General features: G+C 71.0%; 12 protein-coding genes. 1 reads left to right on the top strand and 11 read right to left on the bottom strand.

Going from position 1 to position 14,303, the window contains the following annotated elements; genetic code table 11:
• Positions 1-98: 98 nt before the first annotated feature.
• The 9 genes from BX283_RS21680 to BX283_RS21720 all read right to left on the bottom strand — a co-directional run bounded on the left by BX283_RS21680 (position 99) and on the right by BX283_RS21720 (position 9,957).
• Positions 99-920, bottom strand: coding sequence for an HAD family hydrolase (locus BX283_RS21680; protein ID WP_101389211.1), 822 nt, complete (start codon positions 918-920; stop codon positions 99-101).
• Positions 917-2,206 (bottom strand): serine--tRNA ligase, encoded by a 1,290-nt coding sequence (serS, locus tag BX283_RS21685; protein ID WP_101389212.1) that lies wholly within the window; start codon positions 2,204-2,206, stop codon positions 917-919. Before serS ends, BX283_RS21680 begins: the two co-directional genes overlap by 4 nt.
• A 653-nt stretch (positions 2,207-2,859) precedes the next feature.
• Positions 2,860-3,795, bottom strand: a complete 936-nt coding sequence (gene pheA, locus BX283_RS21690; protein WP_101389213.1) for a prephenate dehydratase — start codon at positions 3,793-3,795, stop codon at positions 2,860-2,862.
• A 71-nt stretch (positions 3,796-3,866) separates the two neighbouring features.
• A complete protein-coding gene (gene efeB, locus BX283_RS21695) occupies positions 3,867-5,147 on the bottom strand; it encodes an iron uptake transporter deferrochelatase/peroxidase subunit (RefSeq protein WP_101389214.1) in 1,281 nt (426 codons plus the stop codon).
• 11 nt (positions 5,148-5,158) lie between these two features.
• Positions 5,159-7,093 (bottom strand): copper resistance protein CopC, encoded by a 1,935-nt coding sequence (locus tag BX283_RS21700; protein WP_101389215.1) that lies wholly within the window; start codon positions 7,091-7,093, stop codon positions 5,159-5,161.
• A 22-nt stretch (positions 7,094-7,115) separates the two neighbouring features.
• Positions 7,116-7,574 carry a copper chaperone PCu(A)C gene (locus BX283_RS21705; RefSeq protein ID WP_101389216.1) on the bottom strand — a complete coding sequence of 153 codons (459 nt, stop codon included), beginning with the start codon at positions 7,572-7,574 and terminating at the stop codon, positions 7,116-7,118.
• Entirely contained in the window at positions 7,571-8,227 is a 657-nt protein-coding gene (locus BX283_RS21710) for an SCO family protein (protein ID WP_101389217.1), read from the bottom strand. Before BX283_RS21710 ends, BX283_RS21705 begins: the two co-directional genes overlap by 4 nt.
• 38 nt (positions 8,228-8,265) lie before the next feature.
• Entirely contained in the window at positions 8,266-9,000 is a 735-nt protein-coding gene (locus tag BX283_RS21715) for a YcnI family protein (RefSeq protein WP_101389218.1), read from the bottom strand.
• Positions 9,001-9,117: 117 nt separating this feature from the next.
• Positions 9,118-9,957: a hypothetical protein gene (locus tag BX283_RS21720; protein WP_101389219.1), complete on the bottom strand. Its 840-nt coding sequence runs from the start codon at positions 9,955-9,957 to the stop codon at positions 9,118-9,120.
• A 250-nt stretch (positions 9,958-10,207) separates the two neighbouring features.
• Here BX283_RS21720 and BX283_RS21725 point away from each other — a divergent pair, with 250 nt between their 5' ends.
• Positions 10,208-10,672, top strand: a complete 465-nt coding sequence (locus tag BX283_RS21725) for an ATP-binding protein (RefSeq protein ID WP_101389220.1) — start codon at positions 10,208-10,210, stop codon at positions 10,670-10,672.
• A gap of 130 nt (positions 10,673-10,802) precedes the next feature.
• Here the strand turns inward: BX283_RS21725 and BX283_RS21730 are convergent, their stop codons facing one another.
• On the bottom strand, positions 10,803-12,269 hold the full coding sequence (locus BX283_RS21730) for an aminopeptidase P family protein (protein WP_101389221.1): 1,467 nt from the start codon (positions 12,267-12,269) through the stop codon (positions 10,803-10,805).
• A 169-nt stretch (positions 12,270-12,438) separates the two neighbouring features.
• Entirely contained in the window at positions 12,439-13,944 is a 1,506-nt protein-coding gene (locus tag BX283_RS21735; protein ID WP_101389222.1) for a PP2C family protein-serine/threonine phosphatase, read from the bottom strand.
• Between the last annotated feature and the right edge of the window lie 359 nt (positions 13,945-14,303).

Below are 14,303 nucleotides of genomic sequence, written 5' to 3' on the forward strand. Positions count from 1 at the left end.
CACGGGATCGGTAAGGGGCGTCCACCCATGGTGGACGCCCCTTACATAACAGCTAACAGCTAACAGCTAACGGCTGACAGCAGCCAGCGCGCCCGCGCTCACGCGCCCAGCAACTGCTCCAGCACCACGGCGATCCCGTCGTCCTCGTTGGACGCGGTGATCTCGTGGGCGACGGCCTTCAGCTCGTCGTGGGCGTTGGCCATGGCCACGCCGTGCTCGGCCCAGCCGAACATCGGGATGTCGTTGGGCATGTCGCCGAACGCGATCGTGTCCGTCGACCGGCAGCCGAGCCGCCGCGCGGCCAGCGACAGGCCCGTCGCCTTGCTCAGGCCCAGCGGAAGCAGCTCCACCACGCCCTCGCCCGCCATCACCACGTCGACCAGGCTGCCGACGACCTGGCGCGCGATCCGTGCCAGCTCGTCGTCACCGAGCTCCGGGTGCTGTATGTAGACCTTGTTGAGCGGCGCCGACCACAGCTCGGCGACCTGGTCGAAGGCGACGACCGGCAGCGAGCCCTCCTGGACCCGGTAGCCGGGGCCGACCAGCACCTCGCCGTCGAGCCCGTCCCGGCTCGCGGCCAGCGCCAGCGGGCCCACCTCGGCCTCTATCTTCGACAGCGCGAGCCCCGCCAGCTGGCGGTCCAGCGTCACCGACGTCAGCAGCCGGTGCTCGCCCGCGTGGTAGACCTGCGCGCCCTGGCCGCACACCGCGAGCCCCTGGTACCCCAGGTCATCCAGGATGTGCCGGGTCCAGGGCACCGCGCGGCCGGTCACCACGATGTGGGCCGCGCCCGCCGCGGTGGCCGCGGCGAGCGCTTCACGGGTGCGCTCCGAAACGGTCTCGTCGGAGCGCAGCAGCGTCCCGTCCAGATCGGTCGCGATCAGCTTGTACGGGAACGGCTTCCCCGGGGCGGTGCTCACTTGGCGATGGGCTCCAGCACCTCGCGGCCGCCCAGGTACGGGCGGAGCACGGCCGGGACCCGCACCGAGCCGTCGGCCTGCTGGTGGTTCTCCAGGATCGCCACGATGGTGCGCGGCACCGCGCACAGCGTGCCGTTCAGGGTGGCCAGCGGGGCGACCTTGCTCTTGCCCTCGCTGGTGTCACGCATGCGGACCGACAGACGGCGCGCCTGGAAGCCGTCGCAGTTGGAGGCCGAGGTCAGCTCGCGGTACTTGCCCTGCGTCGGGATCCACGCCTCGCAGTCGTACTTGCGCGAGGCGGAGGCGCCCAGGTCACCGGTGGCCACGTCGATCACCTGGAAGGGCAGTTCGAGGCCGGTCAGCCACTGCTTCTCCCAGTCCAGGAGCCGCTTGTGCTCGTTCTCGGCGTCGTCCGGGTGGACGTACGAGAACATCTCGACCTTGTCGAACTGGTGGACCCGGAAGATGCCCCGGGTGTCCTTGCCGTACGTACCGGCCTCGCGGCGGAAGCACGGCGAGAAGCCCGCGTAGCGCAGCGGCAGCTTCTCCGCGTCGATGATCTCGTCCATGTGGTACGCGGCGAGCGGGACCTCGGAGGTGCCGACCAGGTAGTAGTCGTCCTTCTCCAGGTGGTACACGTTCTCCGCGGCCTGGCCGAGGAAGCCGGTGCCCTCCATGGCGCGCGGGCGGACCAGCGCCGGGGTGAGCATCGGGATGAAGCCGGCCTCGGTGGCCTGCGCGATCGCCGCGTTGACGAGGGCGAGCTCCAGGAGCGCGCCGACGCCCGTCAGGTAGTAGAAGCGCGAGCCGGAGACCTTGGCGCCGCGCTCGACGTCGATGGCGCCCAGCGCCTCGCCGAGCTCCAGGTGGTCCTTGGGCTCGAAGCCCTCGGCCCCGAAGTCGCGGATGGTGCCGTGCGTCTCCAGGACGACGAAGTCCTCCTCGCCGCCGACCGGCACGTCCTCGTGGACGATGTTGCCGAGCTGGAGCAGGAGGCGCTTGGCCGCCTCGTCCGCCTCGTTCTGCTCGGCCTCGGCGCTCTTGACGTCGGCCTTGAGCTGCTCGGCCTTCTGCAGGAGCTCGGCGCGCTCCTCGGGCGAGGCCTTGGGGATGAGCTTGCCGAGCGCCTTCTGCTCGGAGCGCAGCTCGTCGAAGCGGACGCCGGACGACCTGCGCCGCTCGTCGGCTGAGAGCAGGGCGTCGACGAGCGCGACGTCCTCTCCACGGGCGCGCTGGGAGGCGCGAACACGGTCGGGGTCCTCACGGAGCAGGCGAAGGTCAATCACCCCTCAAGGCTACCGGTGCGGATCCCTGGCACCCCACCGGATATCCCCGCCGCGCCCGTTCCGCGTGTCGGTTTGCCCGAATTGCCCGTATTGGGAAATGTGGTGGAGGAATTCCGGGACGGGCGTCAATAAAGCCCGTCCTTTTCCCTGAAAAGGGGTGCTTTCCGGACTTCCGTTGACCGGACTCCCTTGCATCCCAAGGGACTTGTCCACAGAAGTACACAGGCCGGGAAAGTTATCCACAGGGTGTGGGGAGTTCTTGTGGACTGCCCGCAAGATCCCTTCCGTGGCGCGGTGCGGGGCCAAGGATTCCCAGTTCGAGCCTCTCCCACACACTCATTCGGGTGGGAATTGCTCGCCCTAAAGAGTTCATCGAGGGAATTGGGGTGACATCGCCCTTGCTGATCTTCTGTGGACGGATGCGTCGTCACTAGAGGTATTTGTCGACTCTGTCCGGTTGCGTTGTCGACTTACCCACAGGTCGAGAAGAGAGCCTGTGGATAACTTTGTGGACAGTGAAAATCAGCAGGTAGGACTACGGGTGGGCCGGTGGAAAACCCGCCCGGACGCGACTCACCCCGGGCACGACTCGCCCCGGGTGCGGCTCCTCCTGGGTGCGGCTCACCTCTGGCCCCGGCTCGCCGGGGCAGCGCTCAGGCCCGGCCGTCCTGGCTGCGCGCCAGCCACTCCGCCGCCGCCACGAACTCGGCGTCCGAGGTCCCCGGCCGTGCCGTGCGCACCTCGTCGGCCGTCACGCCCGCGCGCGGGTACGAGCCGAGGAAGCGCACCTTCGGGCAGATCCGCTTCAGCCCCATCAGCGCCTCGCCGACGCGCCGGTCCGAGATGTGGCCCTCGGCGTCCACCGCGAAGCAGTAGTTGCCGATGCCCGCGCCCGTCGGCCGGGACTGGATGAGCATCAGGTTGACCCCGCGTACGGCGAACTCCTGGAGCAGTTCGAGCAGCGCGCCCGGGTGGTCGTCGCCCAGCCAGATCACCACGGACGTCTTGTCCGCCCCGGTCGGCGCGGCGGGCCGGGCCGGGCGGCCCACCAGCACGAACCGCGTCTCCGCGTTCTCCGCGTCGTGGATCTCGGTGACCAGCGGCTCCAGCCCGTACGTCGCCGCCGCGAACTCGCCCGCGAACGCCGCGTCGAACCGGCCCTCCTGGACCAGGCGGGCGCCGTCCGCGTTGGACGCGGCCGACTCCCACAGCGCCTCGGGCAGATGGGTGCGCAGCCAGTTGCGCACCTGCGGCTGGGCCACCGGGTGCCCGGTCACCGTCTTGACGTCCGACAGCTTCGTCCCCGGCCGCACGAGCAGCGCGAAGGCGATCGGCAGCAGCACCTCGCGGTAGATCATCAGCGGCTCGCCGGAGGCCAGCTCGTCCAGGGTCGCGGTGACCCCGCCCTCCACCGAGTTCTCGATGGGCACGAGCGCGGCCGCGGCCTCCCCGTTGCGTACCGCGTCGAGCGCGGCGGGCACGGACACCATCGGCACCAGCTCACGGGTCGCCGCCTCCGGCAGCGTGCGCAGGGCGGCCTCGGTGAAGGTGCCTTCGGGACCGAGATACGTGTATCGCGTGGCGGACATACCCGTCACCCTAATGGCCTGCCGTCACGGGCGAAGGCCGTCTCGAACGGTCAGGACCCACCGGTCACGGCTCACGACTCCAGCAACAGCTGACCCACGTACTCGCCCGCGCGCGGCCCGCCGGGCACCGCGAACAGACCGCTCGACTCGTGCCGGATGAACGCCGACAGCGCGTCGCCCCGGTCGAGCTTGCGCTGCACCGGTACGAAGCCCCGCAGCGGGTCGGCCTGCCAGGCGACGAAGAGCAGGCCCGCGTCCGGCACCCCGTCCGCCGAGATCCCGTCGTGGTACGAGAAGGCGCGCCGCAGCATCGCGGCGCCGCCGTTCTGCTCGGGCGCGGAGATGCGGGCGTGCGCGTTGTCGGGGATGACCAGCTTGCCGTCCGGGCCGAACTTGTCGAGCTGCATCGCGGTCGTCTCGGTACCGCCCGAAAGAGGGGCGCCGTTCGCCTTCTTGCGGCCGATCACCTGCTCCTGCTGGGCGAGCGGCATCTTCTCCCAGTCGTCGAGCAGCATCCTGATCCGGCGCACCACCGCGTACGAGCCGTTCGCCATCCACGCCGGCTTCCCGCTGTCCGGGACGAAGATCCGCTTCTCGAAGTCGGGGTCGGCGGGCTTGGGGTTGCCGGTGCCGTCGATCTGGCCCATCAGGTTGCGGGCCGTCATCGGCTTCTTCGTGGCGCCGGGCGTCCGGTTGAAGCCGTTCATCTGCCAGCGCACCCGGGCCGCCGCGCCCGCGTCCTTCTGGAGCGCGCGCAGCGCGTGGAAGGCCACCAGGGCGTCGTCCGCGCCGATCTGCACCCACAGATCGCCGTTGGAGCGCTTGGGGTCCAGCCGGTCCGAGGAGAAGTCCGGCAGCGGGTCCAGCTCGACGGGGCGCTGCGCCACCAGGCCCGTACGGTCGAAGAAGGTGCGGCCGAAGCCGAACGTGACGGTGAGCGAGGACGGGCCCGCGTCCAGCGCGACCCCGGTGTCCGCGCCCGTCGGCTCGCCCGCCATCAGCGCCTTCGCCGTCGCCGACCAGCGCCGCAGCAGCGCCGCCGCCTCCCTGCGCCCGGCGCCGGGCGCGAGGTCGAAGGCGATCAGATGACCGCAGGCCTGAAGCGGAGTGGAGATCCCCGCTTGGTGTTTCACGTGAAACGGGACCTCGGTGGCGCCGACCGAGGACAGCTCGGGACTCCCCGACCCGTCCGACTCGACGGCGGCGTGGACGAGCGCGCCGCCCGTCGCGCCCAGCGCGACACCGGCCGCGCCGGCCGCTCCCACCGTGCCGAGCAGGCGCCGACGGGTCATGTCGAGGGGCGCGCCGGCGCTGTCGGTGCTCTGGTTGATCTCGTTGATCTGGTCGGTCATCTGGTGCGTACTCAGCCGATCTTGATGTTCTTGTCGACGGTGACCTGGTCGATGTCGGAGGTCCGCACGGTCACGGACACCTGCCAGTCGCCCGGCATCGGAAGCTGGACGCCGCTCGCGCTCCAGTGTCCCCGGGTGATGCGCTCGGGCGCGACGGGCAGCGGGCCGATCGCCTTGGCGGTCAGTGTGAAGGCGACCCTCACCTCCGGCGCGTCCAGCGGCTTGGCGGCGGCGTCGTCCGTCCACACGTGCATCTCGTTGGCGCCGGTGCGGCCCGGGTCCAGGGTGAGGCGGACCGTGCCCTTGCCGTTCTTGCCGCCGGTGTCGAAGGGGATGCGGAGGCTGATCGGCCGGTCCGGCACGGCCACCTGGGTGTTCGACTGGGCGGCGGCCGCGGCCTCCTGCGTACGCCCCGGCTCGGTCGACGACAGGATCGTGGCGGCGGCGAGCACCGCCACCGCGACCCCGGCCTCGGTGAGCACCGAGCGCCGCAGCCCCGACCGCTGTGGGTCGGCGTCGCGGATGCGCTTCTCGCGCGCGATTGTCATGGCGGCCTGCTGGCGGGCCAGCTGCTGGGCGCGTTTGCGGTCGGCCGGGCCCTTGGCGTCGTCCGGCACGCTCACCGGCTCCGGCTCCTCGATGAGCTCGGGCTCGGGCTCGGCCGTTCGCTGCTCGACGATGGAGGCCGCCTCGGCCTCGGGGGCCGCGTGCTCGGAGAGCTGCCCGGTCCAGCGGCGGGAGATGTACGCGGCCGAGAGCAGCACCGCGATCAGCCCGGCCTTCACCAGCAGGATCTGCCCGTAACCGGTCCCGGTCAGCGCGGACCAGGAGCCGACCTGGCGCCAGGCCTGGTAGACGCCGGTCGCCGCCAGGACGGCGACGCTCCAGAAGGCGATCCGGGAGAACCGCCGCACCGCCGCCCGCTCCACCGCGGGCGTCAGGTGCAGCGCCACCAGCAGGGTCGCGAGCCCGCCCAGCCAGGTCGCCACGGACAGCAGGTGCACCACCGCGACGGGCATCGCGAGCGCCGTCTGGATGCCGGTCGAGGCGTGCTCGGCGAGCGCCCAGGTGGCGGCGATGCCGGCGGCCACCACGAAGCCGCCGATGGCGAGGCCGTAGGTGAGGTCCTTCTTCTCCTCGTCCTCGCGCTTGGCGTACGCGCCGAACAGTACGGAGATGAACAGCGCGGCCGCGCTGAGCAGCAGCAGCCGGGAGCTGAGCGCGGCACCGGACTTGGTCTGCAGGACAGCCTTGAGCCCGTCGAGGTCGAAGGCGTCCGCGAGCTCCCCGGAGCCGGTGTAGGGGGTGCGCAGAAGCAGCAGCGCGATGGTGGCCGCGGTCATCGTCAGCCAGCCGCCGACGACGAGCCGCTGCACCGGGCGCACCGAGGCGCCGCGCTGCCAGCAGGCCAGGACGAAGGCGCCGCCGCCGGTGAAGAGGATGAAGCCGGCGTAGGCGGCGTAGCGCATGGTGTCGTAGAGCGCGCCGACCAGACCGCCGCCGACGTCCGGGGCGGACAGCGAGACGGAGGTCTTGGAGGGGGCGCCGATGGAGAACGTGAAGGCGCCCGCGACCGGGTGGCTGTCGGCCGAGACGGCCTGCCAGGCCACGGTGTAGGTGCCCTTGGGCAGCCCGTCGCGCAGGCTCACTCCGTACTTCACGATGGAGCCGCTGCACAGGTTGAGCAGTTCGCCGGTGTCGGCGCGCTTGCCGTTCGGGTCGAGGACCCGGATGGACTTGTTGTCCATGGCGACCTGCTCGGAGAAGGTGAGGTCGACGTCCTTGGGGGCGGAGGCGACCACCGCCCCGTCCTTCGGGTTGGTCGCGGTGACCGCGGCGTGCGCCGAGGCGGGGGAAGCGGTCGCGAACACCGCGCCGAGCAGGGCTGCCGCGACGAGCAGCAGCCGGGCCAGGGCGGTTCCGAAGCGTGGGGCGGTGGCCGTCATCGTCTGTTCAGTCCCTCATCCCTCAGTGGTGCTTCGGGTTGTAGGTGGATTCCTTGACCGGCAGTTCGACCTTGACCGTGCCGGTCTTCTCGAAGTGCAGCTCGATGGAGACCTTCTCGCCCTGCTTCGGCTTCTTCTTCAGACCCATGAACATGATGTGGCTGCCGCCCCGTTCGAGGTCGAGTCGGCCGTTCGCCGGGATGTCGAAGGCCTTCACCTCCTGCATCTTCTGGTTCTTGGTCTCGTGGATCGTGACGTCGTCGGAGATGTCACTGGTGACCTTGGTGAGCTTGTCCGCGGTCTTGCTGTCGTTCTTCACGACCAGGAACCCGCCCGCCATGTCGGCGCTGACCGGCTGCGGCATGAAGGCCTGGCTGACCTTCAGGTCGGGCTTGGCGTCGGAGCTGTCGGACGAGCAGGCCGCCAGCGCCAGCCCGGCGGTCAGGGCTATGGCGGAGGCGAGGGTGGTGCGGCGGTTCACGGGTTCTCTCCAAGAATGATCTTCGGCAGGTCCTTGGTGTAGTCCTCTGCGGTGGCGGTGTCGCCGTACAGGACGTACCCCTGGTCGGTCTTCGGCGAGAAGGCGATGACCTGGGCGCCGTGCATGGACACGACCTTCCCGTCCTTGTCCTTCGTCGCCGGGTCGATACCGATGCCGATCGAGCGGGCCCCGGCCTGGATGGTCGGGAAGTCACCGGTCAGGCCGATGAACGACGGGTCCAGCGCCTTCAGCCACTTGCCGAGCGACTCGGGGGTGTCCCGTTCGGGGTCGGTGGTCACGAAGACGACCTGGAGCTTGTCCTGGTCGGCCTTGGGCAGCTGCTTCTTGGCGACGGCGATGTTGCCCATCGTCAGCGGGCACACGTCGGGGCAGTGGGTGTAGCCGAAGTAGATGAGGGTCGGCCTGCCCTTGGTCCGCTCACGGAAGTCGAACTTCTTGCCCTGGGTGTCGGTCAGGACGAAGTCCGGCTTGGTGAACGGCCGGTCCAGGACGGTGCCGGCCTTCTTGCTGGTGTCGGCGGAGACATCGGTGACGGGGCTCTTGGCCTTGTCGTCGCTGCCACCGCACGCGGTCAGGGTGAGTGCCGCCGCCACCGCGAAAGCGATGGCAGCCGGCACGTACTTGGTGCGCATGGGGAAAGTTTCCGGTCGGGGGGAGGGATCTGGCGGGATCACGCGTCCCGGCGGCGTCCGGCGAGTACGCCGAAGGCCACACCGGCGACGCCGATGACGATGCCCACGACACCGAGCACGCGCGCGGTGTTGTCGGTGTCCTTGGAGTCCGAGGCGGCCTCGGTCTTCTTGTCGTCGTGCCCGGCCATGTCGTCCTTCTTGTCGTCGGACGCGGGCGCGGCACCGCCGTGGTGGTCGGCGGAGGCGGCGGACAGCGTGAGCACCGGCGCCGGGTTCGCCGGCTCCTCGGCGCCCTGCTTCTGCTCCTCGATCCAGCGGACGGCCTCGCCGTTGCTGTACGTCTGGACGGCCTTGAAGACGAGCTTGTCGGTGTCGGTGGGCAGCGCGCCGATGGAGAGCGGGAACTTCTGGAAGTAACCGGACTCGATCTTGCCGCCGCTCCAGGTCACCTTGGTGACGGCCTCGTTGATCTGCTTGCCGTGCACGGTCAGCGGCTTGTCGAGCTTGGACTTGGTGACCTCGACGGTCCAGCCCGGCAGCGCCTGGGGCTGTACGGACGCCAGCGGGTGGTCGGCCGGGAAGTTCACTTCGAGCTTCACGGTCTGCGCGTCGTCGCGCTCGTTGGGCACCTTGAAGTTGACGACGGCGTAGCCGCCCTTCGCGGCCGATCCCTCGGGCTGCACGCTGACGTGCGCGAGGGCGGGGCCGGCCAGCATCACGACGGACGAGGCGGCGACGGCACCGACGACGGCGAGACGGCGGGAAACGTTCATGGTGAAGACACTCCAGTCAGCAGGAAGGTAAGGGCGACGGTCCGGCGCGCGGATGCGCGCGGACTCCGCGGACCACTCCTGGGACGGGTGTCGTCTGGTTTACGTGAGTGGGCCGCGTCAGGCTGCGAGGGTGAATACGGCGGGCGGCCCGCGCCTGATCACCGAGTGCTGAAGTGCTTCCCCGGCCGGCGGCAGGGGGGCGGCGAGCCGGGCGAGCGGGAGGCGCGGGCCGTGCCCGGGCGCCCCGGGAAGACCGGCGAGCAGAGCCCGTACGAACCCGAGGGCGGCGCGCAGTGAACGTGCGCACGCCCCTTCGGCGGCGGTGGTGGCTGCCTGGGCGGAGAGCCGCACCAGACGGAAGAGCGCGGCCTCGCCTCGCCGCAGCAGCCAGCCGGTCAGCAGCGCGGCCAGCAGATGGCCGAGGAGCATGGGGAGCGACGGGAGCAGTCCGGCCACGGCGCTGTGCGCCGAGGCGGAGTCGGCCATTCCGGGCATCCCGGCCATGGGGCCGTGTGCGGCGGAGGCGCCACCCGAGGGCGGGCGCAGGCCCGCGTCGGTGACGATCCGTCGCGCGTCCGAGGCCGTCAGCTGGGCCGACGCGGCCGGGCCGCAGACCAGCTTGGCGGCGAGCCGCAGCAGCGAGGTGTCGCCGGTTGCTCCGTTGCCGGAGGCGGCGGCGGTGTGCTGGCCGATGCCGAACAGGGTGTGGAGGCCGAGCTGTCCGGCGGCCAGGGCGCCCGCGATGGACGGCAGCGAGCGCTCCCGCCCGGCGAGCGGCGCGGCGATGGCGAACACCCCGAGGAACCCGGCGAGCAGCGTCCACCACGGGACCGTCGCACAGGCGGCCAGGACGTGCCCGAGCGCGGACAGCACGACGCAGACCGCGGCGAAGACCGCGGCCCTCAGCAGCCGGAGACCGGCCCCTGCGTCGGTGTGTCGGGCGTGTCGGGCAGACATGGCGGGGCCATCATCGCACCAGCCTTACCCGTCTCATACGGCAGGTCCACAAGGTGCCGTATTCCTGTGATGATCACATTCTTCCCCGCCTGTCCGGAACCCGACGGGTGGCCGGGCGCGGCGTCCATACACCGGCACGGGGAGCGCACACATCCGCCGAATGAGCGCTATCACGTCAAGTCCGTGCTTACGAACCACGGGTTGCGGCAATACGTAGGGGTATGTCGAGCCGCAGCCAGGAGGCTGGAGCATGAGCATCTGGTGGTCACTCCATTTGCGGCGCGAGGCCGCGAGCGTTCCGCTCGCACGTCGTCTCCTGCTCGGCACCATGGAGACCGCCGGTGTCGATCCGGACATCTCCTACGACCTGTCGGTCGCACTCGGTGAAGCGTGTGCGAACGCGGTCGAGCACGGAGGGGACGAAGGATCCGGCACCTCGGCGGCGTACCGGGTGACCGCGTATCTGGACGGCGAGAAATGCCGTATCGAGGTCGCCGACTCGGGGCCGGGCTTTCCCGTACGACGAGGCCGTCGCACCGCAGCACGGATGAACAGCACATTGGGCTCCGCCATGGCGGAGCAGGGCAGAGGACTCTGTCTGATCGAACAGCTCGCCGACCACGTCCACTTCGGCAACCGGCCGGGCAGAGGCGCCGTGGTGAGCTTCGACAAGATCCTGAAGTGGCGGGAAGGCGCCCTCCTCAACGTCTCGTGACACACGACGCGGGAGCGTCCGGTGAACACGACGCGGGCGTGAGCGGTCGTACGCACACGGGCGTGAGCGGTGGTACGGGAAGAGCCCGGCCACCCCGAAGGGCGACCGGGCTCCGGCTCTCGCGGTGGCGTCAGCCCTGCTTGACCCGCGCCATCCACGCCTCGACCTCGTCGGCCCGGCGCGGCAGCGAGGCCGACAGGTTCTCGTTGCCGTCCTCGGTCACCAGGATGTCGTCCTCGATCCGGACGCCGATGCCCCGGTACTCCTCGGGCACCGTCAGGTCGTCGGCCTGGAAGTACAGACCGGGCTCGACGGTCAGGCACATGCCCGGCTCCAGGTCGCCCGCGACATACGTCTCGGTGCGCGCGGCGGCGCAGTCGTGGACGTCCATGCCGAGCATGTGGCCGGTGCCGTGCAGGGTCCAGCGGCGCTGGAGGCCGAGCTCCAGGACCTTCTCCACATCCAGGTCGCCGCACAGGCCCCACTCGACGAGCTTCTCGGCGAGGACGCGCTGGGCGGCGTCGTGGAAGGCGCGGTAGGGGGCGCCCGGCTTCACCGCGGCGATACCGGCCTCCTGGGCCTCGTACACCGCGTCGTAGATCTTCCGCTGGAGCGGCGAGAACGTGCCGTTGATCGGCAGCGTGCGCGTGACGTCCGCGGTGTACAGCTCGTTGGTCTCGACGCCGGCGTCGAGCAGGAGGAGCTCGCCCGGGCGCACGGCGCCGTCGTTGCGCACCCAGTGCAGGGTGGTGGCGTGCGGGCCGGCCGCGCAGATCGAGCCGTAGCCGATGTCGTTGCCCTCGACGCGGGCGCGCAGGAAGAACGTTCCTTCGATGTAGCGCTCGCTGGTCGCCTCGGCCTTGTCGAGCACCTTGACGACGTCCTCGAAGCCGCGCGCGGTGGCGTCGCAGGCCTTGCGCAGCTCGGAGACCTCGAAGGCGTCCTTGACCAGGCGCGCCTCGGACAGGAACTCCCGCAGCTCCTCGTCGCGCTCGGCGGTGACCTTGTCGGTGAGAGCCGCCTCGATGCCGGCGTCGTGGCCGCGCACGGCGCGGACCGGGCCGGTGGCCTCCTTGAGCGCGGCGGCCAGCTCGCGGACGTCCTTGGCCGGGATCCCGAGGAGCTGCTCGGCCTCGCCCAGCGAGTGGCGGCGGCCGACCCACAGCTCGCCCTGGCCGTCCAGCCAGAACTCGCCGTTCTCCCGGTCGGAGCGCGGCAGCAGGTAGATCGTCGCCTCGTGGCCGTCGCCCTTGGGCTCGAGGACGAGCACGCCGTCCTGCGTCTGGTCGCCGGTGAGGTACGCGTACTCGGTGGAGGCGCGGAAGCTGTACTCGGTGTCGTTCGAGCGGGTCTTCAGGTTGCCCGCGGGGATCACCAGGCGCTCGCCGGGGAAGCGGCGGGAGAGCGCGGCGCGGCGGTCGGCGGTGTGCGCGGCCTGGGCGATCGGCTCCAGTCCGTGCAGCTCGGTGTCGGCCCAGCCGGACTTCATGTTCTCGGCCAGCTCGTCGGACACGCCCGGGTACAGGCCGTTCTTGCGCTGCTTGATCGGCTGCTCTTCCGACTCTTCCGGGGTCTCCGGGGTGAGCTGCTCGGCCACGGTCTGCCTCCACTTAGTACGACATTGGACCTCCGTCCATCGTACGGGCGGGTGGAAAAGGGTCCAGGGCCGTAGGGCCTGTTACACCGTGTAGGCGACCGCTACCGGGCCGCGGCCGTCGGTGGCCCGCTCCGCGGCTCCTCCCAGGCCCGCGGAGCCGCCCGGTCCGCTACGCGAAGCGGGCCGCGAGCAGCACCACGTCCTCGTCGCCGCCCGCTACGTCGAGCCCGTCGGGCAGCACCGTCCGCAGCACGTGGTCGGCGATCGCGCCCGGGTCGTCGCGGGCGGCCCTCGGCACGCTCGCGGCCGCCGCGTGGAGCCGGGCGAAGGCCCGGTCCATCGGGTCGCCGGTGCGGTGGAGCAGCCCGTCGGTGTACAGCAGCACCGTTTCTCCGGCCGCGGGCTGGATCTCCACGCTGGGCGCCTCCCAGCACGCCAGCATCCCCAGCGGCGCGGAGAGCGAGGTCTCCACGTACTCGGTGCGGCGCTCGCCGACGATCAGCGGCGGCGCGTGCCCCGCCCCGGCGAGGACGATCTTGCCGCGCGCGGGCTCGCAGTACGCGAAGAGCGCGGTCGCCGAGCGGGCCGGCTCGGTCAGCCGCAGCAGCAGTTCCAGGTCGGAGAGGACGGCGACCGGGTCCTCGCCCTCCATCACCGCGTACGCCCGCAGGCTGGCGCGCAGCCGGCCCATCGCGGCGACGGCACTCGGCCCGGACCCGGTGACGGACCCGACCGCGAGGCCGAGCGCGCCCTCGGGCAGCGGCAGCGCGTCGTACCAGTCGCCGCCGCCGCGCGGTCCGGTGCGGTGGCGGGCGGCGAGCTGCACCCGGGCCACCCGGGGCAGTCTGCTGGGCAGCAGCTCCTCGGTGACGGTGGCGAGCCGGGTGTGCGCGCGGTCCAGCTCGACCAGCCGGGCCACCTGCTCGGCGGCCTGCCGCAGATAGAGCCCGACCAGGTGGCGGCGGCGCTCGGGCGGCTCGGCGGGCTCGTCGTAGAGCCAGACCACCGCGCCCATGCGGTCGCCCGTGTCGGTGGTCAGGGGCAGCGCGTAGCTGGCGGCGTAGCCGAGCCGGGCGGCGACCTCGCGGTGGCGCGGATCGGGGCCGGAGCCGCCGCTGCCCGCCTCGCCGACCAGGTCCGAGCCGCCGTCGGCGTCGGGGAGGCCGTCGAGGATCCTGCCGTACGGGGTGGCGCTGCGCGGGACCGTCTCGATGTGGCCGAGGTCGGCGTGGGCCAGGCCGAGGCCGGTGGTGACGGCGGGGCCCAGACCGTCGGCGGGCTCCAGGACGACCAGGCCGCGGCGGGCGCCGACCAGCGCGGCACCGGCCCGCAGCAGCTCGTTGAGGGCGTCGTCGAGCACACAGGTGCGGGAGAGCCGCTCGGTGAGTTCGTGCAGCGTGGTGAGGTCGGAGACCCAGCCGGCCAGCCGGTCCTGGATCACCGCTCCGGGGCCCGTGGGAGGGACGGGCGCGGATGTGGACAGAGGCGCAGAAGTGTGCGCGGGGGGTGGGACGGCTGGATCGATTCCAGCCACTTTCGGCAGGTGCGGGGCGCTCATGGCAGTCGGCTTTCCGACCGGTCGATTCTGCTGAATAGCATCGCAAACCCCCATGTCAATCTGCGCCGCCATCAATGCATCCAGATGTACACGCACAAGTAAGGGGATGTCCAGCATTGTCCTAGCAGGATTGTTGGTGTCCAGGGGGTGTTCAACTTGGCGGAAAAATGCCCCCTATGGCCTATCTCTGGGGTCGACTGAGGGCGTTCAAGAGCGCGTCATATCGAGCTGGTTGGGTACGTACTCGGTGATGGCCAGGGGCAGTTGACGGTGTCCCGGAACCCGGCGGCGGGTCAGGGCGTCTTAACACCCGACGGCCGCGCCCCATCCCCGAGTGGCGGGGATTTTTTGCACAAGGGACGGCAAGCGCCACGCGCACGCCACCCCTCGCCATGCGTTTAATGGTCACAGCCCACGCTCGGTCCTGACGGGTTACCCGTACCGCAGGCTCGCAGAGCATGTACGCGCAGTGAAGT

The sequence above is a fragment of the Streptomyces sp. TLI_146 genome (assembly GCF_002846415.1).
In the GTDB taxonomy this organism is placed as follows: Bacteria; Actinomycetota; Actinomycetes; order Streptomycetales; family Streptomycetaceae; genus Streptomyces.

Excerpts from the sequence above, each read along its gene's own strand:
- BX283_RS21735 (WP_101389222.1), bottom strand. The coding sequence starts at position 13,944 with ATGCTGGACATCCCCTTACTTGTGCGTGTACATCTGGATGCATTGATG.
- BX283_RS21715 (WP_101389218.1), bottom strand. The coding sequence starts at position 9,000 with ATGAACGTTTCCCGCCGTCTCGCCGTCGTCGGTGCCGTCGCCGCCTCG.
- BX283_RS21700 (WP_101389215.1), bottom strand. The coding sequence starts at position 7,093 with ATGACGGCCACCGCCCCACGCTTCGGAACCGCCCTGGCCCGGCTGCTG.
- BX283_RS21710 (WP_101389217.1), bottom strand. The coding sequence starts at position 8,227 with ATGCGCACCAAGTACGTGCCGGCTGCCATCGCTTTCGCGGTGGCGGCG.
- pheA (WP_101389213.1), bottom strand. The coding sequence starts at position 3,795 with ATGTCCGCCACGCGATACACGTATCTCGGTCCCGAAGGCACCTTCACC.
- BX283_RS21720 (WP_101389219.1), bottom strand. The coding sequence starts at position 9,957 with ATGTCTGCCCGACACGCCCGACACACCGACGCAGGGGCCGGTCTCCGG.
- BX283_RS21725 (WP_101389220.1), top strand. The coding sequence starts at position 10,208 with ATGAGCATCTGGTGGTCACTCCATTTGCGGCGCGAGGCCGCGAGCGTT.
- efeB (WP_101389214.1), bottom strand. The coding sequence starts at position 5,147 with ATGACCGACCAGATCAACGAGATCAACCAGAGCACCGACAGCGCCGGC.